Source organism: Arthrobacter sp. Cza30 (genome assembly GCF_059090765.1).
Map to the genome: position 1 here is coordinate 803,153 of NZ_JBNHGA010000002.1, position 23,008 is coordinate 826,160.

The 23,008-nt window shown below is 66.8% G+C and carries 19 protein-coding genes; 6 read left to right on the forward strand and 13 right to left on the reverse strand.

Annotated elements, in window-relative coordinates; genetic code table 11:
- Positions 1 to 62: 62 nt before the first annotated feature.
- Positions 63 to 1,751 (reverse strand): nuclease-related domain-containing DEAD/DEAH box helicase, encoded by a 1,689-nt coding sequence (locus AC5RVZ_RS09020; protein ID WP_494065392.1) that lies wholly within the window; start codon positions 1,749 to 1,751, stop codon positions 63 to 65.
- Positions 1,752 to 1,977: 226 nt separating this feature from the next.
- Here AC5RVZ_RS09020 and AC5RVZ_RS09025 point away from each other — a divergent pair, with 226 nt between their 5' ends.
- Positions 1,978 to 2,574 (forward strand): SRPBCC family protein, encoded by a 597-nt coding sequence (locus tag AC5RVZ_RS09025; RefSeq protein WP_494065393.1) that lies wholly within the window; start codon positions 1,978 to 1,980, stop codon positions 2,572 to 2,574.
- 26 nt (positions 2,575 to 2,600) lie between these two features.
- Here the strand turns inward: AC5RVZ_RS09025 and pstS are convergent, their stop codons facing one another.
- Together pstS and AC5RVZ_RS09035 are read right to left on the reverse strand one after the other, a co-directional pair.
- Positions 2,601 to 3,716: a phosphate ABC transporter substrate-binding protein PstS gene (gene pstS, locus AC5RVZ_RS09030; RefSeq protein WP_494065394.1), complete on the reverse strand. Its 1,116-nt coding sequence runs from the start codon at positions 3,714 to 3,716 to the stop codon at positions 2,601 to 2,603.
- A 42-nt stretch (positions 3,717 to 3,758) separates the two neighbouring features.
- Positions 3,759 to 5,264, reverse strand: a complete 1,506-nt coding sequence (locus AC5RVZ_RS09035; RefSeq protein WP_494065395.1) for an FAD-dependent oxidoreductase — start codon at positions 5,262 to 5,264, stop codon at positions 3,759 to 3,761.
- 124 nt (positions 5,265 to 5,388) lie between these two features.
- Between AC5RVZ_RS09035 and AC5RVZ_RS09040 the strand changes: the two genes are divergently transcribed.
- Complete coding sequence (locus AC5RVZ_RS09040) at positions 5,389 to 5,955, forward strand: cysteine hydrolase family protein (RefSeq protein WP_494065396.1); 567 nt, start codon at positions 5,389 to 5,391, stop codon at positions 5,953 to 5,955.
- A gap of 13 nt (positions 5,956 to 5,968) precedes the next feature.
- Here the strand turns inward: AC5RVZ_RS09040 and AC5RVZ_RS09045 are convergent, their stop codons facing one another.
- Entirely contained in the window at positions 5,969 to 6,559 is a 591-nt protein-coding gene (locus AC5RVZ_RS09045) for a TetR/AcrR family transcriptional regulator (RefSeq protein WP_494065397.1), read from the reverse strand.
- A gap of 353 nt (positions 6,560 to 6,912) precedes the next feature.
- Between AC5RVZ_RS09045 and AC5RVZ_RS09050 the strand changes: the two genes are divergently transcribed.
- Positions 6,913 to 8,529, forward strand: coding sequence for an MFS transporter (locus AC5RVZ_RS09050; RefSeq protein ID WP_494065398.1), 1,617 nt, complete (start codon positions 6,913 to 6,915; stop codon positions 8,527 to 8,529).
- Between the two features lie 91 nt (positions 8,530 to 8,620).
- Here AC5RVZ_RS09050 and AC5RVZ_RS09055 read toward each other — a convergent pair whose 3' ends face one another.
- The 3 genes from AC5RVZ_RS09055 to AC5RVZ_RS09065 form a co-directional block, all read right to left on the reverse strand.
- Positions 8,621 to 10,099 carry an MDR family MFS transporter gene (locus AC5RVZ_RS09055; protein WP_494065399.1) on the reverse strand — a complete coding sequence of 493 codons (1,479 nt, stop codon included), beginning with the start codon at positions 10,097 to 10,099 and terminating at the stop codon, positions 8,621 to 8,623.
- Positions 10,100 to 10,195: 96 nt separating this feature from the next.
- On the reverse strand, positions 10,196 to 10,675 hold the full coding sequence (locus tag AC5RVZ_RS09060) for a MarR family winged helix-turn-helix transcriptional regulator (RefSeq protein WP_494065400.1): 480 nt from the start codon (positions 10,673 to 10,675) through the stop codon (positions 10,196 to 10,198).
- Positions 10,676 to 10,803: 128 nt separating this feature from the next.
- Positions 10,804 to 12,543: a CocE/NonD family hydrolase gene (locus AC5RVZ_RS09065; protein WP_494065401.1), complete on the reverse strand. Its 1,740-nt coding sequence runs from the start codon at positions 12,541 to 12,543 to the stop codon at positions 10,804 to 10,806.
- Positions 12,544 to 12,759: 216 nt separating this feature from the next.
- Here AC5RVZ_RS09065 and AC5RVZ_RS09070 point away from each other — a divergent pair, with 216 nt between their 5' ends.
- Entirely contained in the window at positions 12,760 to 13,701 is a 942-nt protein-coding gene (locus tag AC5RVZ_RS09070) for an MBL fold metallo-hydrolase (RefSeq protein WP_494065402.1), read from the forward strand.
- Positions 13,702 to 13,778: 77 nt separating this feature from the next.
- On the opposite strand, the gene AC5RVZ_RS09075 is transcribed toward AC5RVZ_RS09070, so the two are convergent.
- The 5 genes from AC5RVZ_RS09075 to AC5RVZ_RS09095 all read right to left on the reverse strand — a co-directional run bounded on the left by AC5RVZ_RS09075 (position 13,779) and on the right by AC5RVZ_RS09095 (position 18,959).
- Positions 13,779 to 14,705, reverse strand: coding sequence for an alpha/beta hydrolase (locus AC5RVZ_RS09075; protein ID WP_494065403.1), 927 nt, complete (start codon positions 14,703 to 14,705; stop codon positions 13,779 to 13,781).
- Positions 14,702 to 15,823, reverse strand: a complete 1,122-nt coding sequence (locus tag AC5RVZ_RS09080) for an FAD-dependent oxidoreductase (RefSeq protein ID WP_494065404.1) — start codon at positions 15,821 to 15,823, stop codon at positions 14,702 to 14,704. The genes AC5RVZ_RS09075 and AC5RVZ_RS09080 overlap by 4 nt, the downstream gene beginning before the upstream one ends.
- Before the next feature lie 110 nt (positions 15,824 to 15,933).
- Positions 15,934 to 16,887: a phosphotriesterase family protein gene (locus tag AC5RVZ_RS09085; RefSeq protein ID WP_494065405.1), complete on the reverse strand. Its 954-nt coding sequence runs from the start codon at positions 16,885 to 16,887 to the stop codon at positions 15,934 to 15,936.
- Between the two features lie 49 nt (positions 16,888 to 16,936).
- Positions 16,937 to 17,923, reverse strand: coding sequence for a phosphotriesterase family protein (locus AC5RVZ_RS09090; protein ID WP_494065406.1), 987 nt, complete (start codon positions 17,921 to 17,923; stop codon positions 16,937 to 16,939).
- 292 nt (positions 17,924 to 18,215) lie between these two features.
- The gene (locus AC5RVZ_RS09095; protein WP_494065407.1) at positions 18,216 to 18,959 is read right to left on the reverse strand and encodes a GntR family transcriptional regulator; all 744 of its coding nucleotides are present in this window, start codon (positions 18,957 to 18,959) and stop codon (positions 18,216 to 18,218) included.
- Positions 18,960 to 19,107: 148 nt separating this feature from the next.
- Here AC5RVZ_RS09095 and AC5RVZ_RS09100 point away from each other — a divergent pair, with 148 nt between their 5' ends.
- Positions 19,108 to 19,350 (forward strand): DUF2630 family protein, encoded by a 243-nt coding sequence (locus AC5RVZ_RS09100; RefSeq protein ID WP_494065408.1) that lies wholly within the window; start codon positions 19,108 to 19,110, stop codon positions 19,348 to 19,350.
- 61 nt (positions 19,351 to 19,411) lie between these two features.
- Here the strand turns inward: AC5RVZ_RS09100 and ku are convergent, their stop codons facing one another.
- Positions 19,412 to 20,266, reverse strand: coding sequence for a non-homologous end joining protein Ku (gene ku, locus AC5RVZ_RS09105; RefSeq protein ID WP_494065409.1), 855 nt, complete (start codon positions 20,264 to 20,266; stop codon positions 19,412 to 19,414).
- A gap of 82 nt (positions 20,267 to 20,348) precedes the next feature.
- Here ku and AC5RVZ_RS09110 point away from each other — a divergent pair, with 82 nt between their 5' ends.
- Positions 20,349 to 22,892 (forward strand): ATP-dependent DNA ligase, encoded by a 2,544-nt coding sequence (locus tag AC5RVZ_RS09110; RefSeq protein WP_494065410.1) that lies wholly within the window; start codon positions 20,349 to 20,351, stop codon positions 22,890 to 22,892.
- Positions 22,893 to 23,008: the final 116 nt, after the last annotated feature.

Here is a 23,008-nt window from a genome sequence, read left to right on the forward strand (position 1 = left end):
ACCTCCGGTAAATTCTAAAAACCGAATAAGTAGTTTTAGAATGCTCCGCTGCGGCGGGAAAGTCAATGGCCGTGCTGTTGCCGCTCAGGATCCCAAGATTCGGTCTGGGTCAGTCTCTTGACCAGGGCGGGGCTGCCGACACTGGTGAGGGCCGATCTTTCGCCCACGATGACCAGCAGGCTGCGCGCGCGGGAGAAGCCTGAATAGAGCATCTCCCGCGCCCGCTCAGGATCGCCGAAGCCGTTGACCGCCAGGACCACCACCGAGCGTTCGAGTCCCTTGAAGCCGAGCACGTCGCCGTAAAACACACCGTCGTCGTCAAAAAAGGCGTCCCAGTATCCGCGCCAGCCCAATGCGTCCACCGCTTGCTGATGGGCCGGATGCTTGCGCTTCGTGGTCAGCAACGCCACCTGCTGCGGGGCCCAGCCTTCACGCTCGACCAGCTGCGCCACCGCGTCGTCGGCCCGCTGGATGACGGTCCCGGCCGTCGCCTCCACCAGCCGGATGCGCGGGCCGGAGAGGCCCCGAGGAATCGACAGCTCGGTGGACAGTGCGCCGCAGAGCGCCGCGATCTGCTTGGTATTGCGCAGGTTTTCATTCAGCACCAAGGGAGGCACTTCAATCGGCGGCCAGCCGTCGCGGCCGAAAAGGCGCTGGTCTTCGTCCATAAACACATACAGGCCGCCGGCAGCAGGTTCCTTCAGGCACTCCAAGACGGCCTCCCACCACAGCGTGCCGAAGTCCTGGCCCTCGTCGACGACGATCGCGTCGAAGAGTTCGCGGACCGGCTGGTTCTTGGCCAGCCGTCTGAGTGTCCGGGGGAGGTAGTGCTCGTAGTACTGGTTGGTGAGCAACCGGGGATCCAGCGGATGGTGCGCGGCCCAGCGGACCGGCAGGTCATAGAACATGCCCACGTGTTCCGGGCGTTCTGCCGGCTTCCACCCGGCCGTCTCGGTCTCGAAGTACCGGGCCAGGCCGCGGCTGGAGCACAGCAGCGCCACCCGCTTTCCGTCGCGCGCCAACCGCCGGGCCTGTTCCAACGCGAGCCAGGTCTTGCCCGTGCCCGCGCCGCCGATGACGCGGGCCCGCGGCTGGTCCTTCAGGACATCAAGGATCGCCGATTGGTCCCGCGTCATCTGCTCGGCGCGGCTTTCGTGCTCGGCCGCCGCCGAGAGCGCCCCGTCGTTCGGCCGGGGGCGCGTCAACCATGCCACGATGCGGTCGGCGACATCCGGCGCAGTTTCGCCGTCCCCGTCGCCGCAGAAGTTGATGGCTTCCCTGACCGTGTCGTCCGGATACTTCAGGTCCTCGCTGCCGATCACCATGGAACGCCTGAGGCCGGGGATGTCCCAATGGCGCGGAAGCCGCGTCTCCGGAAAGGCCAGCAGGTGGGCGAACCGGACCCTGCGGCTGAGCCCCAACTGGGAGCCGAGGTAGCGCTGGAGCATGTGCCGGGCGTCCTGGGCGTGGACCAATGGATCCTTGATGCGGTGCTGCCGGCCGTTGCCGGACTGGTACCACTGGCCCGCGTCGTAGCTGATCTGCCCGCCTTTGACCTCGATGGCCGCGATGCCGACGCCGGGCCAGACAACGAGCAGATCGATCCGCCGGGCGGCGCCGTTTTCGACGATGTCGACCGAATGCAGCAGGGCGGCGGACGGCGGCAGGGTTCGCTTCAGCGCCTCCCAGACCTGCCGTTCGCCAGGCTGGTCCCGGCCGAACTCGGGCTGTTCCGGAAAACAGCGCGGCATACCGCCCCCTCAACATCAACGCAGTGGTTTACCACACAGACTACCCAATGCAGGACATCCTTCCTTCCGCCCCGGAACGCGGGGCCCGGTTGCAGCCAACCCTCCCGCGTGTGGAGGCGTGGCCGTTCATTGCCGCGCCACGGGCCGTTCTGTAGCGTTAACTGCAGGTGGCAACTCATGGAGGCGGTGCCTGCGGCGCCGTTCCCTCGGCGGAATGAGGATCATCATGGCAACCATCGAAGAAACAGTCGAGATCTCGCTGCCCGCCGCAAAGGTTTATGACGAGTGGCTGCGCTTCGAGTACTTTCCCTCCTTCATGCACGGCGTGAAATCGGTGATCCGGACGTCCGACACCACGCACCATTGGGTCACGAAGGTCGGCGGCGTGCAGCGCGAATTCGATACGGCCGTGACCGAGGACGAGCCCGGAGAGCGGATCGTGTGGAGGAGCGAAGGCGGAATCAGGCACAGCGGAACCGTGACGTTCGGGAGAATCGACGCCGACACAACGTCGATGCACGTCCACCTCGATTGGGAGCCGCATTCCCTGCTAGAAAAGGCCGGTTCCGGACTGGGATCGGACCACCGGGAGGTGCGCAACGAGTTGTGGCGCTTCAAGACATTCGTCGAGTCCGGGGGATCGGACATGCACGAGCCGGGCAACCAGCAGTTCTACGGCGGAACCTTCGCCGGCGGATTTCCTCCCTCAGCCTCGGCCCAGCCGGACATTCCCCGAAACGAGGACGCCAACGCCTACGACCGGGAGCCGGACGTCCAGGAGCCTGAGGACCGGGAGAACCGCAGGCCGGGTTCCGGCAGCTAGCCCGCCGCTCGGGCGTGCGGCCGCTGTCAGGAACGCGCGCTGATCCGCTCCACGGAATCCACGGCACGCTTCGACAACTCCTCGGACAGCGGCGCGCTCTTGGCCGAGTCCGCCGCGTCGGTTTGGCCCTCGGGGCTAAGGACATACTGCGCGAACGCCTTGACCAGGTCCACCTTCTCCTGGTCCTCGTACGTGGTGCAGTAGATGTGGTAGGAGACCAGCATCAGCGGGTAGGCGCCGGCGGCCGTAGTCGTCCGGTCCACTTCCAGGGCCAGATCGTATTCCGGCCGCCCCTCGACGGGTTTGGCTTCGTCCAACGCCTTCGCTGCCGCTTCCGCGCTCACCGGGACATAGTCCTGGCCAACCTTGAGGTTGACCTTGCCCAGGGGATCCCCGACGGCGGAATCGTCCGCATAGGTGACGGCGCCCGCCGTGCCGGCGACCATGCTCACAACGCCGGTAGTACCCTGCGCGTTTTCCCCGGCGTATTCTCCGGGCCAGGTATCGCTCGGCTCCGGCGTCCAGACCTCGGGAACCACGGCGTGCAGGTACTCGGTGAAGGTCTCGGTGGTGCCGGAGTCCTCGGAACGGTTGACGGGAGTGACCGCAAGATCGGGCAGCTCCACGCCCGGGTTGTGTTCCGCGATGGCAGGGTCGTCCCAGGACCGGATTTCGCCCTGGAAAATCCTGGCGATGGTTTCGGCGTCCAGGTTCAGCTCGGTGATGCCCGGAAGGTTGAACGCCACGGTGATGGGGGAGATGTAGGACGGGACGTTGAAGCCGCCCTCGGGGCCGCAGACCTTGCGCGACTGGTCAACTTCTTCGTCGTCCAGGTAGGCATCCGAGCCGGCGAACTCGACGGCGCCGGCCAGGAAGGCGGTTCGTCCTGCGCCGGAGCCGTCCGGCGAATACTGGACCTGCGCGTCGGAATGGAGCAGGCCGAAGCCGGCCACCCATGCGTCCATCGCCGCGTTCTGGGATGATGCTCCGGCTCCTGTCAGCGTGCCCGACAGGGAGGAGCCCTGCCGGGCGGCGGCTTCCTGGGCCGGACCCAGCGGGTAGTCGGAGCCGCAGGCGGCCAGGGACAAGGACAATAAAGCGGCGGTACCAAGGGCGGCCGCGCGGCGTTTCAACTGAGGCATCCGCACTAGACTACCGGTGCGGCGGCGTCAGTCCCAAGGGGGCTACCGTGCCTCGAGGTCCTTGACGGCGGGGCCTTCCAGCACCTTGCCGTCCGCGCTGAAGCGGGACCCGTGCAGGGGGCAGTCCCAGCTGCCCTCCGCGTCGTTCCAGGACAGCACGCCGCCCAGATGCGTGCAGACCGCGCTGACCCGGTGCGTGGCGGAGCCCACGGTACAAATGCCCACCGGCCGCGAATTTTCCCGCACCACAGTCCCCTGACCTTCCGGCGGTGCCGCATGCGTGGTCCGGGTCAATCCACCCAGCCATCCGGACAGCAATTCCAACCCGACGGACAAATTGGTGCCGGCCGTGCTGGCGGCGTCCCGCCCGGAGATGCGTGACTTATAGAGATCCTTGGCCCAATGATTGTCGCCGCCCAGGATCGAGGCCGACAGCGCCAGTGCCGCCGCCACCCCGTTGGTCATGCCCCACTTGTTGAATCCGGTGGCCACCATGATCCGCTTTTCTGCGGGCAGGATCGGACCCACGTACGGCACCGCACCGGCCGGTTCATAGTCCTGCGCCGACCAGGTATGCGTGGGCTGGGAACCCGGAAAGTGCTGTTGGGTCCAACGGATCAGGTCATCGACCAGGCCCCGCGTATGGCCGTGGCGGCCGACGACGTGGCCGTTGCCGCCGGCCAGCAAGACCTCCCGGTCGCCGTGGCGCGCGGTCCGCAACGAGCGGGTCGGCCCGTCGATGGACAGGTACATCCCGGACGGGATGCGCCCGGGCACCGTCAGGGCGGCGGCGTAGGAACGCATGGGCTTGAGCACGCTGAAATGTCCGCCGCGGTTAAGCATGGGCGTCCCGGTAGCCAGCACCAGGATGCCGGTCTTAAGGTCGCCCAACCCCGTGCGCACAGTGAGGTTTCGCGGCCCCGCCCCGGCACCGCCGTCGTCCGCGCGGCCGATGCCCGTGACCCGCATGCCCTCGAAGATCAGGCCTCCGCGGCTGCGCAGTTCTGCAACCAGCGCCGCCAGGAGGTGCATCGGATGGAACTGGGCCTGGTCGGCCAGCCGCAGCATCCCGGTGACCTCGAACGGCAGCTCGCCGGCACCGGAGACTTTTTCGACCGGCAGGCCGGCGGATTCGCTGGCGCGCTGCTCCGCCGCCAGATCCTCGGCGCCCTGGGGGGTGGTGGCGTAGGTGAAGGCGTCGCGCCGGTCGTATTCCACCCGGTGTTCGTCGCAGTACCGCAGGATCCACGCCTGGGCTTCACGCTGGCCGGCAACATAGGCTGCGGCGGTGCCGGAATCGTGATGGTTCGCGATGCGCGAAAGCTGGCTGCCCTGCAGCAGGGATACCTTGGCGGTCGTGTTGCCGGTAGTGGCGGCCCCGACCGACCGGGCCTCCGCCACGGCAACCCGCTGCCCGGCCCGCGCGAGCAGGACAGCAGTGGTGAGGCCGGTCAGCCCGGCTCCGGCGACGACGGAGTCGAACCCGGTCTGGCCGGAGTACGTGTCAACCGGAATCTCTTGGGCGGTATCGAGCCAGAGTGAATGCATGACGCTGTCCTTTCGGCCGGATGGTAGTACACACCACACCCTGTCCCTGCTGGCGCGTCAAGACCCAAACTGCGGGTGCACCTGACAGGATGGAAGCGAGGACGACCGGCGGAAGGCGGAGGGCATGAAAACTGCGGTGCTGATGATCGACTTGCAGAACGCGTACTTCGAGGACCCTGCCTTGGCCAAGCGGCAGGAAGCCGTGGTGGAGTCAGCCAATCTGTTGATCAGGACCGCGACGGCGGCGCAGGTGCCGGTGCTGCTCGTCTACACGCAACACCGCAGGGACCGTTCGACCTGGACCCTCAGCATGCTCGACGATGACCAGGGATTCCTGTTCGAGGGGACCGAGCAGGCCGAATTCCTGCCCGGGCTGCAAACAGAGGGCCTCGAGCGCGTCGTCAAGACACGCGACAGCGCGTTTTTCGGTACGGGCCTGGCCGAGCGGCTGCGGGACGCCGGGGTGGAACGGCTGGTCCTGGCAGGCGTGGCGACCCACAACTGCGTGGCGCAGACGGCGGCTGATGCGTTCGCCCACAACTTCCGGGTGGTCTTCGCCAAGGACATGATCGCCTCGACCAATGAGGACTATGCCGGTTCCATGCTGCAGATCCTCAGCGATGAGTACCGCCAGCCCGTGCTGGGCCGCGGCGCGCTGGCCGAATTGCTGGCGGGCGCGCGCGAAGGGTGATCCTGCCTCAGGCTTACCCCTCCGAGAGCAGGTGGCACCAGGAATCCGTCAAGGTTTCCAGGCACATCTCCCGGTCCATGATCCAGCCCGTCCGGATCCACCGCTGCGAGAGGTATTCCAGCTGGCCGAAGGCGAGGACGCAGCGGACCTGGCGGCTGGCCGGGTCGAACCGCCCCGACCGATCCAGCCCGGACGTCATGTCCGCCGCGACATCGCGGAACCAGTCCTCCATGACCTTTGCGACCTCGGGCTCGACCGGGGCCGCCTGATAGACGGCATGCAGATAGGGTCGGGTTGCTTCCCATTGATCGAATTTCCGGCTGATCCAGGCGCGGATCAGGTCGCGGGTACCCAGTTCCACCACGGTCGCTAGGGCCGGGTCGTCCACGCTGGTGAGAATGGAGTCAACCGTCTTCACGACGTCGCCCATCAGCTGCGCCTTCGACGCGAAGTGCAGGTAGAAGGTCGTCCTCGTAGTGCCGGCACGGGCGGCAATGTCGTCGATCGTGGTGGCCGCGTAGCCCTTGGATTCGAAGAGGTCCAGGCCGGTGTCCAAAAGAAGTTGCCTGGTCTGCTGTTTCTGAGCCTCGCGGAGTGTTGCCATGCCACACAGAATAGCCGGTGGCCGCGGCTCCTCCGGACCACCCGGGGCTCCCCTCCGAATTTCCCCGCACCGCTGCAGCACTACCGCCCGCGGTTTGTGGCTCGGAGGCCTTTGAAATGACATGTTGAACCTTCACTTGACACTGTGTATTCCGAATCACTACTGTTAGCCCCATCACGATGAGCCTGTCGCCTGCATCACAGGATGCCGCGGGCAGCACAGGGCGTTGCGGCAGGGTCTCGTCGACCAACCGGTTTCAGCGAGTGCGGACGAATGCGGCCGCCATGCCCCGACCGGTTCCGCCGAGCACCACCCGTTCACCACGCAGCTCACACCATGACAAGGAAGTTCATATGAGCCAGGACCAGGGGACCCACACGTCATCGCCGCAGTCCTATCCGCCGCCCCAGGCGCCGCCCGTGCAAGTCACGCCCGCGCGCACCAGAGGCACACTGGTCGCCGCATCGTTGGCGGTCATGGTGGCGCAGATCGCCAACGCGCTGCCCGGCGCGCTCAATGGCGAATTCCAGGTCACCTTCAACACGTTCGGTTCCCAGCTGACCTGGATCACCGCCGCGTTCATGATTCCGGTGGTGGTTTTCGAGCTGACCTTCGGTGTGCTCGGTGACAAGTATGGCCACCGCAAGCTCGTCGTGGGCGGGGCCGTGCTGGTCATGATCGGCTCGCTGGTCTGTGCCATATCCCCGACGGTCCAGGCCATGTGGATCGGCTCCGCCATCAACGGCCTGGGTGCGGGTGCGATTTTCCCCGCATCGTTGGCCTTGGTTGCTTCCGTGGCGCGCTCCATGCAGGAGCGTGTGCGCGGCATCGCCATCTGGGCGGGCTTCCTTTCGGCCGGTTCGGCCCTGTCGCCCTTGCTCGGCGGCGTGTTTGCCGGCTTCGGCTGGTGGCGAGGGGCCTATGCGGTGGTGGTGCTGACGGCCCTCGCCGCACTGCTGCTGACCGCCCTGCGCTCCGCCGAGGCCAAGGTGGCCCGGGAGCGCCGGATGGACATCTGGGGCCAAATCACCTTCGCACTGGGCCTGATCCTGGTTCTCTTCGGGCTGGTACAGGGTCCCGAAGACGGCTGGACCAGCACCCACGTGGTAGCCGCCCTCGCCGCCGGTGTGGTGCTGTTGGCGATCTTTGTGGCCATTGAACTGCGCGTCGAGTCCCCGCTGCTGGAGCTAAGGCTGTTTTTGAACCGCCAGTTCGCCATCGCGTCGATCGTGGCCGTGGTCGGCATGTTCGCTTTCCTGGGCGCCTGCTTCTCCACGAGCATGTGGCTGGGGCCGGTCCAGCACCAGAACCCGCTGTACCTCGGCCTGCTGTTCCTGCTGCTGCAGGGGCCGGCCTTCGTGTTGATCCCCGTGCTGTCCAGGCTGCAGGCCCGTGTCTCGTCCCGCTGGCTGATGACGTTCGGATTTCTGGCCATGGCGGCCGGCGCGCTGATCAACTCCACTGCCGATGTCACCAGCCGCGACGTGACCGCCTTCATCCTGCCGTCCCTGCTGGTCGGACTTGGTTTCGCCTTCACGCTGAGCCCGATGACCGCTATTGCCGTGAACTCGGTGCCGCGTGAGATGACCGGCATGGCCAGCGCCACCACCAACCTGCTCCGCGACCTCGGGTTTGCGCTCGGACCGGTGCTGGTGGGCGCCATTGCCCTCTCCACCGCCGGCGGAAAGCTCATGACCTCCCTGCAGACCTCCGGTTTGGCTCCGGACCAGCTGGGTCCGGCGATGGGCATTGCGGAAGCGGGCGGTCCGATCGCGCTCAACAGCATCCCCGAGGGCGTTCCCGGATCGGGCGGCACCCAGTTCGCGCTCGAGGCCCTGGGCAGCGGATTCACGCAGGCCTTCCTGGTGGTCGCCATCGCGGCCCTGGCCGCGGCATTGCTCAGCTTCTTTGGGTTGCACGGCGTCAAGGAAACCGAACCGGAAGCAGCGGCACCGCATACGGCCGCGTAGCATCCCGCGGCGCGCGACCGAGACACAGGAAGCCGGCCATCCCGTGGGGGTGGCCGGCTTCCTTTGAGCGTGCGGGCGGGGCAATCGGGCCCTAGTGGTCGGCGTTCTCCTGCAGGCGCCGAACGAACGGTGCGCACACGACGGCCACGAGGCCGAGGATGCCGCCGACCGTGAAGGCGACCCGGACGCCGTCGACCAGGGCGACGTTCGCCGCGATGCCGCTGGGGGCGGCTGCCGCCGCCGTACCGATGGTCATGGCGGCAATGAGAACCGCTGTACCCGCGGCGCCGGCCAACTGCTGCAGGGTATTCATGATCGCGCTGCCGTGGCCGTACTGCGCACGCGGCAGGGCACCCAGGGCCACGGTCATCAGCGGGGTCATCAGCATGGCCATGCCGACGCAGAACACAGTATGGAAGATGACGATCGTCGTCACCGGGGTATCAATATGGACGCTGCCCAGCAGCCACTGCCCGCCGGCCAGCAGGAAGGCGCCGGGAATGACGATGGGCCGGGGTCCCACCTTGTCGTAGATGCGGCCCACGATCGGGGACACGATGCCTTGGATCAGGCCGCCGGGCAGGAGGGCCAGGCCGATGGTCAACGTGCTCAGTCCCATGCCGTTCTGCATGAAGATCGGCATCACCATGACCGTGCCCAGCATGGTGGCCATGGCGATCATCACGATGATGACCGAGATGCGGAAGTTGTGCACCTTGAACGGACGGAGGTCCAGCAGGTCGGACTCGGTCTTGCGCAGGGCACGCTGGCGCTGAATGAAAAGGACCAGCGCGACGGCGCCGACAACCAGTGCCACGACCGGGGCCCAGGAGCCTTCCATCAGGTCGGCGATCGAGGACAGCGCATAGACGATGCCGCCGAAGGCGAAAGCGGAGAGGATGACCGAGAGGACATCCAGCGGAGCCTTGCGCGTCTCCTTGCCGGTCTTGATGGCAATGACGCCGAAGAGGAAGACGATGATGGTCACCGGGACCATCAGGCCGAAGACCCAGCGCCACGTCAAGGAGTTGATGACGGCGCCGGAGAGGGTGGGGCCGATGGCCGGAGCCACGGAGATGACCACGGAGTTAAGGCCCATGACGGTGCCGCGGTGCCGGACCGGCACGGAGGTGAGCGTGGTGGTCATCAGCAGCGGCAGAATGATGGCCGTGCCGGACGCTTGGACGATGCGCGCGATGAGCAGCACCGCGAACGTCGGGGCGATGGTCGCCAGCGCCGTGCCGACGATGAAGAGCAGCATGGCACTGACGAAGAGGCTCTTCGTGGTAAACCGCTGAAGCATGAAGCCGGTGGTCGGAATGACAACGGCCATCGTGAGCATGAAGCCCGTGGTCAGCCACTGCGCCGTTGTGGCCTGGACGCCCAGGTCCGCCATCAGGTCGGGCAGGGCGACGGTCAGCACGGTCTCGTTGAGGATCATGATCAGCGCTGACAGCACCAAGGCGGTGATCACGGCGGCGATGCGCTTGGGCGAGATCCTTTCGGGCTCCACGGCCTCCGCCGCCTCCACCTCTCCGGGCGGAATTTTCTCCTCTAGGACGTCTTTCATGGACACCTTTTCTGGTTGTGGGGTGCGGGCAGACACGGCTCCGCTAATACTTACAAAAGTATAAGTATAACGAAAAACTAAAGCCTGCCCGACGGTTCAGCGCTGGTCCGGCTCGTTGATCAGTGCCGCCAGGCGCTGGAGGGCGGGCAGGCTCGCGGCGATCTGCTCCCGTTCCCCGGGGTGCAGCCTGGCTGCCGCCGTCCCGAGGGTTTCCGCCCACGCGGTTTCCAGCATGATCCTGATCCGCTGGGACTCGTCGGTGGGGTGCAGCGTCACGTAGCGCTTGTCCGCCTCGTCGCGTCTCCGCGTCACGAGCCCGCGGGCCACCAGTTCGCGCAGCTGGGTGCTCACGTTGCTGAACTGGCGGTCGAGCCTGGAGGCGACCTCGGCCACGGTTATGCCCGGGTGCGCTTCGATGACCCGCATGATGTCCACCATGCCGTTGGGCAGCAAGGGGACGCCGGAATTCTCGTGGGATTTTCGGCGGACATCGGAGGAGATGTCGATCAAGGCCACCGCCAGATCGCGGTTTTCCTCGACGGCTTTCCGCGCCTTGCCGCGCTCGGTTGTTTCCATTACCCAAGGATAAGAGGTGCGCAGGGCACCTCCGGCCGTGACGTTCAGGATCGCTGATCACCACGGCCGGGGTGAGGTCCTAGGTGCACCTCGAGGGCGGCCGGCCGGCAGTCGGGGCTGCCGTCGCGTCAGTTCGCCTCATCCTCCGCCGTGCGGGCGGTGAAGGGCAGGACCAGTCGGGACCGGTGCGCGGCGTCGCGGTAGATCTTGTGCGTGACGGGGCGTCCCACCGGGAGGTGGAAGGCGTCCGGCGGCAGCAGTGCGTTGTGCTCGTCGGCCAGCGGCTCGCCGTTGGAAAGTTCGGCCACCAGCCGGTGTCCCGGCTTGAAGGTGTTCGCGAACGGATAGAGGCGCAGGACGTACTCCTCGATCTTCCCCGGCTCCACCGGCACGGCACGGGTGTGCGGGTGGATCGGGTTGCCCTCGCTGGTGCGCTCCTCGTCGAGCTCGCGGTGCGAGGCCTTGAGGTACCCGGTGGTGATCAGCTGTCGCTTGCCGTTCGGGGCGTAGTCCCACAGGCGCAGGATGAAGTTCGAGTCCGGCTGGTCAATCTCGGCGAAAATGTGCGCGGCGCCGGTGCCGATCATCTCCGTGTCCTCTTCGAACGGCCCGGTGCTCCAGCTGATGATTTCCACCTTGTCGGTCACCGTCAGCGGCGCTTGGTAGAAGCCGTCCGGGGCCGCGTACTCGACGCCCATCAGCTCCGGCTCGGCCGACAGCTTGTGGCGCGGACGCAGGTAGAGGGATTTGTACTCGATCTCCTTCGGCGGCCACTGGTCCGCCTCGACGGTCTCGCGGGAGCCTTCCACGAAAACGCTTACGGCCGGCTCGTCCATCACGCCGTTGTCGATGCCCTTGATCCAGTAGTCGTACCAGCGGAACATCTTGTCGTGCTCCTCGATGAAGGGGCGCGACTGCATGGGCGGGTAGGGGCCGATGGTCAGCTTCTTGGGTCCCTTGAGCGAGTTGTACAGCTCGATGGTGCCGTCCATGGTCCAGCCGCGGCCCTGGTCGATTTGGAGCCAGACCGGGATGTCGATGTTCGGGGCGAGCGTGATCGGGTTGCGCTCCTCGTACCACTCGCCGTCCAGCTCGTTCATGACAATGTCGAACCAGGCTTCGTGGTTCTTGGGGTAATGCAGCACGTGGACCAGGTTCGGCCACGCGGCGACGTCCGGGTCCTCGAGGCGCTTGGCGACCAGCTTCTTGAGCTCCTCGGGCGGGTACTTTTCGATCATGCGGGACTTGACGCCGTCGGTGAAGGCCCAGCCGGAGTCTCCGCCGCGGCCTTCGCGGGCGGCGCGGGGCATGAACCACATGATGCCGCCGTGGTAGGTGGTTTCGTAAAAGTCATAGTGGCCGCCGCTGACGAAAATCGCCTTCAGGTGGGGCGGGCGTTCGGCCGCGGCCAGCACTTGCATGGAGCCGAAGTAGGAGATGCCGACCATGCCGACGTTGCCGTCGCACCACGGCTGTTCGGCAACCCATTCGATGAAGTCGTACGCATCCTGGCCCAGCGATACGCCGCCGGCGTTGTAGTTGCCAATGTGCTCGCCGCCGGAGTCGCCGGACCCGCGCAGGTCGCCGATGACGTGGACGTAGTCCTCCTTGACGATGCGGGCGATGTCGCCGGCCTCGATGCACCCGTCCCACATCGGGCTCGGACGCCGCTGCGGGGGAGTGGTCAGCGCCAGCGCCTGCAGCTCCTTGCCGTACGGGCTCAGGGCCACCAGTGCCGGCCGGGGCTTGTCCTCAAGGCCCTGGTAGGTGTCCGCGGCGAGCTCGACGCCGTCGCGCATCGGGATCCGCAGGTCCTTGCGGATCTTGATCGTCTCCCCACCGGCATTCCACGTCGTGAAATCAGTCATGAGTGTGCACTTCCTTGGTGACGTTCGAGTGCCAGGTGTCCCGCTGGCAGGCGTGCTCTCCAGAGCGTGGCTCGATTATATTATTATAATAAAGTGCGTGCAAACGATGGCGACCCCAGGTCCGGGCCGCGACGCCGAAAGGCCGCGCGAGGGCAGGGGTCCGCGCGACCCGTACCATCAGGACCGTGAACGGGTCCCGGAGCTGAGGAGAGAACAATGACGCAAGAAGTGACCATCCATCCGCTGGTCTCGCCCTGGGGCCGCTTCGGTCTCTACAGCTTCTTCATCGACGCGCCCGGGCCGGCCATCGTGGACACGGGCATCACCACGTCACCGGCCGAGGGCATGGTGCCGCAGCTGGAGAAGCTGGGCCGGCGCATCGAGGACGTCAAGTGGATCCTGCTGACGCACGGCCACATCGACCACCTCGGCGGCGCCCACGCCCTCTGGGAGCTCACCGGCCGGAAGGCAAAGGTCGTCATCCACCGGGCGGACGCCCCGTTGCTGCGCTCCCGGCAGGCGCACGTGCAGAACTACCTCGACGTCCGCCGGCAGTACCTGGACAACCCGAACGCCGTCGAGGAGCAGACGAAGGCAGCCGGGCATGCCATCTCGGGCGAGATGGAACCGGACATGCTCCTGGAGGGCGGCGAAACCCTCAGCCTTGGCGGGGACGTCACGGTCTCCGTGCACCACATCCCCGGCCACACCGCCGGCTCCGTGGCCTACGTGGTGGACGGGCAGGACGCGGTGTTTGTCGGCGACTCCGTCCAGGTCCACGGTGCCGCCAACCACTTCCCGGGCTACGAGGACCCGGATGCCTACCGGACCAGCCTCCGCTACCTGCGCGACGAGATCCGTCCCCAGCGCCTGTACCTTGGCCACCCCTACCGCAACACCGAGGGCGTCCCCTTCGACATCGGGATGGACGGCAGCACGGCCCGGCAGGCCCTGCAGGAGAGCCTGGACATCGAGGCCCGGGTCCGCGCCGCCGCGCGCCGCTCCGTGGAGGGCGGCCTGCGGGAGACCGGCTCGCCCTATTCGCCGTTCGCCTCGGTGGCCGAGGAACTCGGCTACACCGGCGATCCGACGCTGGAGCCTTCCCCGTTCTTCACGACGCTGCACGGCTACCGCAAGCTGTACGGCAAGACCGCCTGACCGGTCCCACGCCCCGAACGACGACGGCGGCGCGCACCTGTGGGTGCGCGCCGCCGTTGCGTTCGGGCTGGGTGGGGTCAGCCCCGGTTGAGGAACTCGCCCGTTTCCTGGTAGGCCCGGTACATGTCCGGGATCCAGAAGAAGTTCTGGACGAAGCCGTGGTTGGCGCCCGCGTAGCGGCTGACGGTGGTGTCCACGCCGGCGTCCTTCAGGCGCCGGCCGTAGAGTTCGCCCTCGTCGCGCAGGGGATCGTACTCGGCGGTGATGATCAGGGCCTTCGGCAGGCCGGTGAGGTCCTCGCGCTTGATCGGGGAGACCAGCGGGTCGGCCGGGTCCGCGCCGCTCTCGAGGTAGAAGGAGTTCCACGGCTTCAGCGCCGGGGTCTCCAGGCCGTAGCCGGTGGCGTTCTCCCACAGCGAGGAGTAGCGGTCCTCGTCGAAGTCCAAGTCCAGCGACGGGTAGTACAGGACCTGGTGCGTGATCCGGTCGAAGCCCTCGTCGTGGGCCATCGCCGTCACCGCCGCCACGAAGTTGGCGCCGGAGCTGTCGCCGGCCAAAGCCAGGTTCTTGCCGTCCCAGGCCAGGCTCCCGCCCTGCTCGACGGCCCAGCGGACCACGCCGTAGCACTCCTGCAGGCTGGTCGGGAAGGCGGCCTCGGGTGCCAGCTGATAGCCGACGGAGATGACCTTGTAACCGCTCTCCTTGGCCAGCGCCCGCGCGACATGGTCGTGCGTTTCCAGGCTGCCGGAGAAGAATGCGCCGCCGTGGAAGTACACCAGCAGCCCGTAGGACTCCGCCTCCGCCGGGGTGTAGATCCGCACCGGGACCTCGCCCGCCGCAGTGGCTGCAACGGTGTCCTCGACCGAGTGCAGCGGCAGCCGGTCCTCCAGCGGGGCGACGAACTGCAGGTCTCCGGCGCGCTTAGCCTCGGGGTCCGGCCGGGTACCGTGGTCGAACGGCGGCAGCGTGGCCAGGAGTTTGCCGATCTCGGGGTGGATGGTCACTCGACACCAGCTCCTTTCTCGAAGGACGTGGTCTCCGGGAAGGAGTCGCCGATGTCGAACGGCTTGCGGGAGATGTCCTGCAGCACGTCGGTGATCGGCTTGCGCTTGGCCTGGTAGGTGCGCAGGGCGTCCTGCAGGTCGGCGCCTTCCTTGATGGCGTCTGCCAGCCAGGCGGCGTCCTGCATGGCGGAGTTGGCGCCCTGGCCCTGATGGTGCAGCATGGCGTGCGCGGCGTCGCCCACCAGGGCAACGCTGTTGGTGTGCCAGGTCGGCTGCTTGTCGATGTCGTAGACGCCGCGGTTGGTCATCGAGGCGATGTCCAGCTCCTGGCCGATCTTCTGCAGCCGCTCGTCGAAGCCCTCCAGCAGCTGGCCGATGTACTCGTGGGTGACCTCCGGGGCCCAGGCGGTGTCGTCGCTCGGGGCGGTGATGTCGAAGGACACCTGGTTGCGGTGGCGCAGCGGCAGGAAGTATACGGTGGTGCCGTTCTGGCCCACGTAGACGCGGAAGTTGTCGTTCTCCACCAGGCCGTAGGCATCGTCGGCGGAGATGACGGCGCGCATGGCGATGGTGTGGGAGAACACCGGCTGGACCTCGCCGAAGATCTGGTTGCGGACGCTGGAGCGGATGCCGTCGGCGCCCAGGACCAGATCGGCGGTGACCTCGACGCCGTTCTCGAACTTCACGGTGGCGGAGTCGCCGTTGTCGGTGACGGTGATCATCTTGTGGCCGATGTGCACGCGCTCGGCCGGCAGCAGGCGCAGCAGGGTTTCGATGACGTCGCCGCGGTGGACCATGCGGCAGTGGTTGGTCTGCTCGTACTCGTTGATGCCCGGCCACGGATCGCGGGCGATCAGCTCGCCGTTGGCCTGGTAGACCTCGATGGCGTCGGAAGGGGCGGAGACCTTGGCGAACTCTTCAAACACGCCCCACTTGCGCAGCACCTCGACGGTCGGCGGCCGCAGGCCGATGCCGGCGCCTACTTCACCAAGCTCGGGGGCCTGCTCGTAGACGTGCACGTCGGCGCCGAGCTGCAGCAGTGCCAGGGCAGCGGAAGCGCCGGCGTAGCCGCCGCCCACGACGGCCACCTTCAGGTTCTGGATTTCGGAAGTCTGCATTGTTCTGTTGTTCCTTCACTGGACGCCGCGGGGCGACCTCGGGGGTGAAATTAATGGTGGGGTCCCGCAGCCGTCGTCTGTGGCGGGGCGGGTGGATGAATAGTTGGGGCTTAGGCCTTGATGGACAGGAAGTCGGCCGGGTTGTCCTCGAGGAGGAGCTTGATGGTGGCGTCGTCGATGCCGGCGGCGCGCATGTCCGGGAGCATGTCATTGAAGATGTAGTTGATGGTGTGGCCCTTCACGCCCGGCCAGCCCAGCGGGCTGCAGTTGGCGTCGGCCGAGACGAGCAGCTTGTCCGCGTAGCCCTTGTTCACCAGCTTGACGAAGTGCTCCATCCGCTCGGCGCGTTTGCGGCCCCAGAACGGCGGGTCGGGCAGTTCGAGGTCGTAACCGAAGGTGTCGAAGCCGATGCGGCCGCCCTGCTCGTAAATCCAGTCGTGCGGCGTGATCGGTGCGTTCAGGCCGTCGTCGGCGTGGCCGAAGAGGACGCGATCCAACGGGAGGCCCTCCTCGTTAAAGATGTTCACGGCGGGCTCGGGGTCGATCGCCAGATGCGTGAGGATCGGGACCCCGGTGAGGACGGCGGCGCGGGCGGCCGCGCGGTAGATCCGCTTGTCGAGTTCGGTCATCTTGCCGCCGCGGCTCACGCCGACCTTGATGACGCCGGCCTTGGCGCCCGTGTTGCCGATCCCCACCGTGATTTCGTGGATGAACACCTTCGCCAGGTAGTCCACCGACGCCCGTGCGAAGTGCGGCAGGGCGGTGTCGCCGCCCACGAAGCCGGTGCAGGCCACGATGTGCACGCCGGTCTTGGCCGACAGGGACTTGTAATAGTCGACGTCGCGGCCGTTGCAGATGCCGGTGGCGTCCACGAAGGTGCCGCCACCGTTTTCGCGGAACCTGCGCAGCTTCGGCACGGTTTCCTCGTAGGCCTGCTCCGGCGACTTCCACCATCGCGTGTCGAGCTCGGAGCCGGGCATGCCGTAGCCGATGTGTTCGTGGACTGCCACGATTTCCAGTTCTTCAGCCGGGATTGTTCCCAGCACGGTGTTGACCTTGGTCATTCCTTCACCTCAGGGGTATCGAAAGCTTGTTGATGGCGGGCCGCGGTGCTCAGCGCACAGCCAGCAGGTTGCGCGGATTGTCCACCAGGATGCGGCGGGCGTCGTCGTCGCCCAGGCCCAGTGATTTCAGGAAGGGGACGAAGGTGGTCAGCACATGGCTGAACGGCAGGTCGTAGTCCGGGTGTCCCTTGGCCACGCCGATCGCGTTGGACGAGAGGATGATCTGGTCCGTGTGGCCGGCCCTGACCAGCTCGAGCACCAGTCCGGCCCGCTCGCGGTCGGTGACGTAGCCGCCGTCGTCGTCCAGGCCCACGTGGTCCAGGCCCACGAAGGCGCCGCGGCGGGCCACCTCAAGCGCCGCGCCGGCGTCCGCGGCGTCCCGGCGGTCCAGGCCGCCGACGAGGACCCGCCCGGCGGGCAGTCCCTCGTCGAGGACGACGTCGAGGTCGTGCAGGGCGTCGGCGCCGTAGCGGATGGAGACCGGGATGCCGGTGGTCAGGGCGGTCCGGGCCGCCCCGCGGAACAGGCTCTCGTCGGTGGGGGTCATGCCCTCGCGGGTGGCGGTGCTGGTGACCAGACCGGCGGCTCCGCGGCGCTCGACCCGCGGGACCACCATGCCCTCGCTGACTTCCTTCGAGAAGAGGTCGGCGAACTTTTCGGCCGGCCACGGGGTCGGCGGGTTGGTCTGCGGGGTGAGGAAGTAGCCGCCGAGCATTTCCTCCGGCCCCATGCCGGTGGAGGCGATGATGTGCACGCCGGTCGAGCGCGAGAGCGCCTCGTACAGCTTCACGTCGCGGCCGTGGAACATGCCGGTGCTGTCGACGATCGTCTGGCCGCCGGCCCTGCGGAAGTCGGTCAGCTTTCCGGCCAGGACCTCGAAGATCTCCGCCCGGTCCATGCTGATGTCCGGGGCGTACTGGGCTCCCGGGACCACCGAGAGCAGGGCCTCGTGGACCGCGACCACACCCAGTTCGTGGGCGGGAACGGGGCCAAGAACGGTATTGGCCGTCGGGTGGGGGGTTGTTGTATCCGTCATGGCACAACCTTTCGTCTGACGCCACGCCATGGCAGACGTCACGCGGGGAAGGATCATGCACCGCGACCTCTGGATTCATTCCTCGCCGAAACCGGTGCAGGCGGTAGTAAACGAAGGAGGCAGTCCATCGGGGGGCCTGGCGTTCCGCTACCGGCCGCGGGCCTCCCGCTGATGTGACCTTGATTACCTGTCAACTAGGTTTACATGATGTAGTGCCAAAGTCAAGGCAATTCATCGGAAAACATCCCCGTCGGGGGTGGCGGACTGGGTGGATTTCCCGCATGGCCGCGGCCTACTGGCCGGTGCTGAACCGGTACTTGAATTTCTCTGCCTGGTGCACCGCGGAGCGCCATCCGGCGGGCAGGTCACCCGTGGTGAAGAAGACCGTCTCGATGACGAGCAACGGGCTCCCCACGGCCACCCCGAAGGTCGCGGCCTGTTCGGCGGTGGCCGCGGTTGCCCAGGCTTCGTGCTCGGCGCGGACGTGTGCGATGCCGAATTCTTTCTTGAGGAGTTCGAAGGCGGAGCCAACGCGTTCCAGTTCCGCGGCGGTCGGGCTGAAGTCCTCGGGCGCCCGAATGTAGACGTCGGCTTCGACGAGAGGCTCATCCTCGACCGAGATCAGGCGGGTGAAATGCAGGAGCCGCTCGTGCGCTTCGAGTCCCAGGAGGTCCCGAATCCGGCCGGGCGGTTCCACCCGCTCGATGCCGGCGACCTTCCCCGTCGGATGCAGTCCGCTCTCGGCGAGGTATTGGTACAGGGCCCCCGAGCGCACGTCGGCCGGCCGCTGGACCCTGGTGCCGATGACCGGGAACGTCCCCTTGCCTTGTTTCCGGTAGATGTATCCCTCGCTGGCAAGCTCCTGGAGTGCCTGCCGGATGGGCGCCCGGCTGACCTCGAACCGGCTGAGCAACTGCGCCTCGGTCATTGGCTTCCGGGGATCAGCGATCCCCTCGGCTATTTCCCTGCGCAGGATTTCCCTGATCTGGCGATACAGGGGTACCCCGGACGAGGTGTCGAGCTCGCCATATGCCATGAGTCTTCTGTTCCTCCACGTCGCCCGTCACCGGGATTGCCCTGCAGGAAGTCAACCACAGAACGCAGTCCATTGAGGAGGCGGCAACCCTAGCCCGCGGATGGCGTGCGACGTAGCCTGAGGTGACTACCGCCGGGAGGGGCGTGCCATGGACCAGGACATCCAGAACTACATCAGCGCGTTGGTCGAGAAGGAACAACAACTGCGCGACTCCGCGCCGGAGGAGCCGGACAAGGCCGCCGCCCGCGCCGCCGAGCTGCGCCGCCTGGAAGAGCAGCTGGACCAGTGCTGGGACTTGCTGCGCCAGCGCCGTGCCAAGCGCAAGGCCGGCGAGGACCCGGGCGAAGCAGAGACCCGGCCGGCCGAGGAAGTGGAAAACTACCGGCAGTAGCCGAACGGCAGGCGGTCCCGGCGGTGTGGGCACCGCCCCGCCGTCGTCCGTTTACCGCGCGTCAGGCGCCCTTTGACGCCTCGGACTTGGAACCTGACTTCTTCTTGGACGGGGAGCCGGCGGAAGACTTGGCCTCCCGGTTCTGCTCCACGCTGCGGCGCAGCGCCTCCATCAGGTCCAGAACCTTGCCGCCTTCTTCCTCTTCGTCCGTGCCGAAGGTCTTTGCCGTATCCAGCGCCTCGCCTTGCTCCAGCTTCGCCTCGATCAGGGTCCGCAGCTGTTCCTGGTACTCGTCGGTGTAATCCCCGGGCGTGAAGTCGGAGGAGAACGACTCCACCAGCGCGGCGGACATCTCCTTCTCTTTCGCTGAGATCCGCACGGTTTCCTCGAGCGACGGGAAACTGGCCTCCCGTACCTCGTCCTCCCACAGCAGAGTCTGCAGCATCAGGACCTTGCCGCGGACCCGCAGCGCCGCCAGCCGGGTCTTCTGCCGCAGCGCGAACTGCACGATGGCCGTGCGGTCCGTTTCTTCCAGGGTCCGCCGGAGCAGGACGTAGGCCTTGGACGACTTCGAATCCGGCTCCAAATAGTAGCTGCGGTCGAACATGATCGGATCGATCTGGTCGCTCGGGACAAACTCGACGACCTCGATTTCGCGGCTCTTTTCGACCGGCAGGGACTTGAAATCCTCGTCCGTGATCACCACGGTGTGCTCGCCGTCGTCGTACGCCTTGTCGATGTTCTGGTAGTCGACGGTCTTGCCGCAAACCTCGCACCGGCGCTGGTAACGGATGCGCCCGCCGTCCTTGTCATGGACCTGGTGCAGGCTCACATCGTGGTCTTCGGTGGCGCTGTAGAGCTTGACCGGCACGTTGACCAGCCCGAACGCCACCGCGCCTTTCCAGATGGCTCTCATGCCACTAGTGAACACCCGCGGGCGGTACAAAGCCAGAGGCGAGGGCCTAGCCAAGCGGCCACGCGGCGGACAGACTGGCGGTATGGCCAGCCAGAATTCCAGCCTGAAAACCAGCCAAAGGGAGACCGTAGCCGTCGACGGGCGCCGGCTCAGGCTGACGAATTTGGACAAGGTGCTGTACCCGGAAACCGGGACCACCAAGGCCGAGGTGATCGCCTACTATTCGGAGATCGCCGAGTTCCTGGTTCCGCATGCGGCGGACCGGCCGGTGACGCGCAAACGCTGGGTCCACGGCGTCGGCACGGCGGAGGAACCGGGCGAGGTGTTTTTCCAAAAGAACCTGGACAAGTCCGCGCCGGACTGGGTCATGCGGCACACCATCGAGCACAAGAGCAACATCAATGTGTACCCGCTGGCCAATGACAGGGCCACCCTGACGTGGCTGGCGCAGATTGCGGCCTTGGAAATCCATGTTCCGCAGTGGAAGTTCGGCCCGCGCGGCAAGATCAACAATCCCGACCGGATGGTGCTGGACCTGGACCCGGGGGAAGGGGCCGGGCTGGCGGAGTGCGTCGAAGTGGCCTTCCTGATCAAGGACATCCTGGAGGGGATGGGGCTCGACCCGCGGCCGGTGACCTCCGGTTCCAAGGGCATCCACCTGTACGCCGGGCTGGACGGCAAGCAGACCTCGGAGGACGTCAGCCAGGTGGCGCACGAGCTGGCCCGCCTGCTGGAGGCCGACCATCCGGACCTCGTGGTCAGCGACATGAAGAAGTCGTTGCGCACGGGCAAGGTGCTGGTCGACTGGAGCCAGAACAACTGGGCCAAGACCACGATTGCCCCGTACTCGCTGCGCGGCCGGCCGCACCCCACCGTGGCGGTGCCACGCACCTGGGCCGAGCTGGAAGACCCGGACCTGGCTCACCTCGACTTCAGGCAGGTGCTGGAGCGCGTCAAGGAGATGGGCGACCCGCTGGCCGGCATGGCGGGCGGCACCGCCGACGAGCAGTCCCTGCAGGAGCCGGGGCGGGACCGGCTCAGCACGTACCGTTCGATGCGCGACCCGGACCGTACGCCCGAGCCGGTGCCGGCGGTGATCGAGCGGCGGGAGTCGGACGATGAACCGGTTTTCGTCATCCAGGAGCACCACGCACGCCGGCTGCACTACGACGTCCGGCTGGAGCATGACGGGGTGATGGTGTCCTGGGCCGTGCCCAAGGGCCCGCCGGTCACGACCGGTAAGAACCACCTGGCCGTCCACACCGAGGACCACCCCATGGAATACGCCACCTTCGAGGGCACCATCCCGAAGGGCGAATACGGCGCCGGGGTGATGACCATCTGGGACAGCGGCACCTACGAAGTGGAGAAGTGGCGCGAGGGCAAGGAAGTCATCATCGTGCTGCACGGGCGCCCCGACGGCGGCCTGGCGAACGACGGCGGGCCCCCCGGTCCGCGTCGCTACGCCCTGATCCGCACCGGCGGCGAGGACGGCAAGGACAATTGGCTGATGCACCTGATGAAGGACCAGCCGCGTCCTGCTGCCGGGACGGCGGACGGCGGCGGGTCCGGGCGCGCCGCGCGGGCGGCCGGCACAACCGCGCCGGCGGATGATGCCGGCTCCGCACCGCAGGACGCCGGGGCGCCGCAAGCGGTGAAGCCGATGCTGGCCGTGCAGGGCACCGAGGCCTCCATCGACGAGGAGGAGGGCTGGGCCTACGAAATGAAGTGGGACGGAATCCGGGCCGTCGCCGTCGTTGCCGACGGGGCCGTGCGGTTGGTCAGCCGCAACGGCATCGACATGACCAAGACCTACCCGGAACTGGCAGACCTGCCCGACCACGTCCTGGCCCAAACCGCGGTGCTGGACGGCGAGATCGTCGCGCTCGATGCCAAAGGGCGGCCGGATTTCGGCCGCCTGCAGAACCGCATGAACCTCACCAGGAAAGCGGATATCGAGCGCGCGGCCGCGAAATACCCGGTGGAGTATTTCCTCTTCGATTTGCTGGAACTGGACGGAACACCAACACTTGGGCTGGAATACTCCCAGCGGCGGGAAATCCTCAAGGAAGCGGTGGAGGCGCCGGACGACGGACATATCCAGGTGCCGCCGGAGCTGGATGCCAGCGTGGCCGAAGCGGTCGCAGCCAGCCGGGAGGTCGGCCTGGAAGGCATCATCGCCAAGCGCACGGACAGCAACTACGCGCCGGGCCTACGGACGAGGAGTTGGATCAAGATCAAGAACCAGCTGACGCAGGAAGTGGTCATAGTGGGCTGGCGGCCGGGCAAGGGCTCGCGGGCCCGGAAGGTCGGCTCGCTGCTGGTGGCCGTGCCCGACGGCGTGGAGCTGAGCTACCTCGGCCGCGTCGGCTCCGGCCTGACGGAACGCGAACTGGCCGAAATCGGTGCACGGCTGAAGAAGATGTCACGCAAGACCCCGCCGCTGGAGGGCGTGCCGGCGGCGGACGCGTCCGACGCGCACTGGGTGCGGCCCGCGCTGGTCGGCGAGGTCCAGTTCAGCGAACGCACCGGGTCCGGAAAGCTCCGCCACCCGGTCTGGCGCGGCTTCCGGCCGGACAAGAAGCCGTCGGATGTCGTCGTCGAAATCCCGCAGGTCCAGGCCTGACCCGCGGAGCTGCCGCTCAAAAATTTTGACCCTACCCCTATCATTCTGCCGATGAATCGTTAGTCTTTACCCAGGGGAACTTCTGGGGGGAAGTTTCGGGGGATGATTCTTGGGGA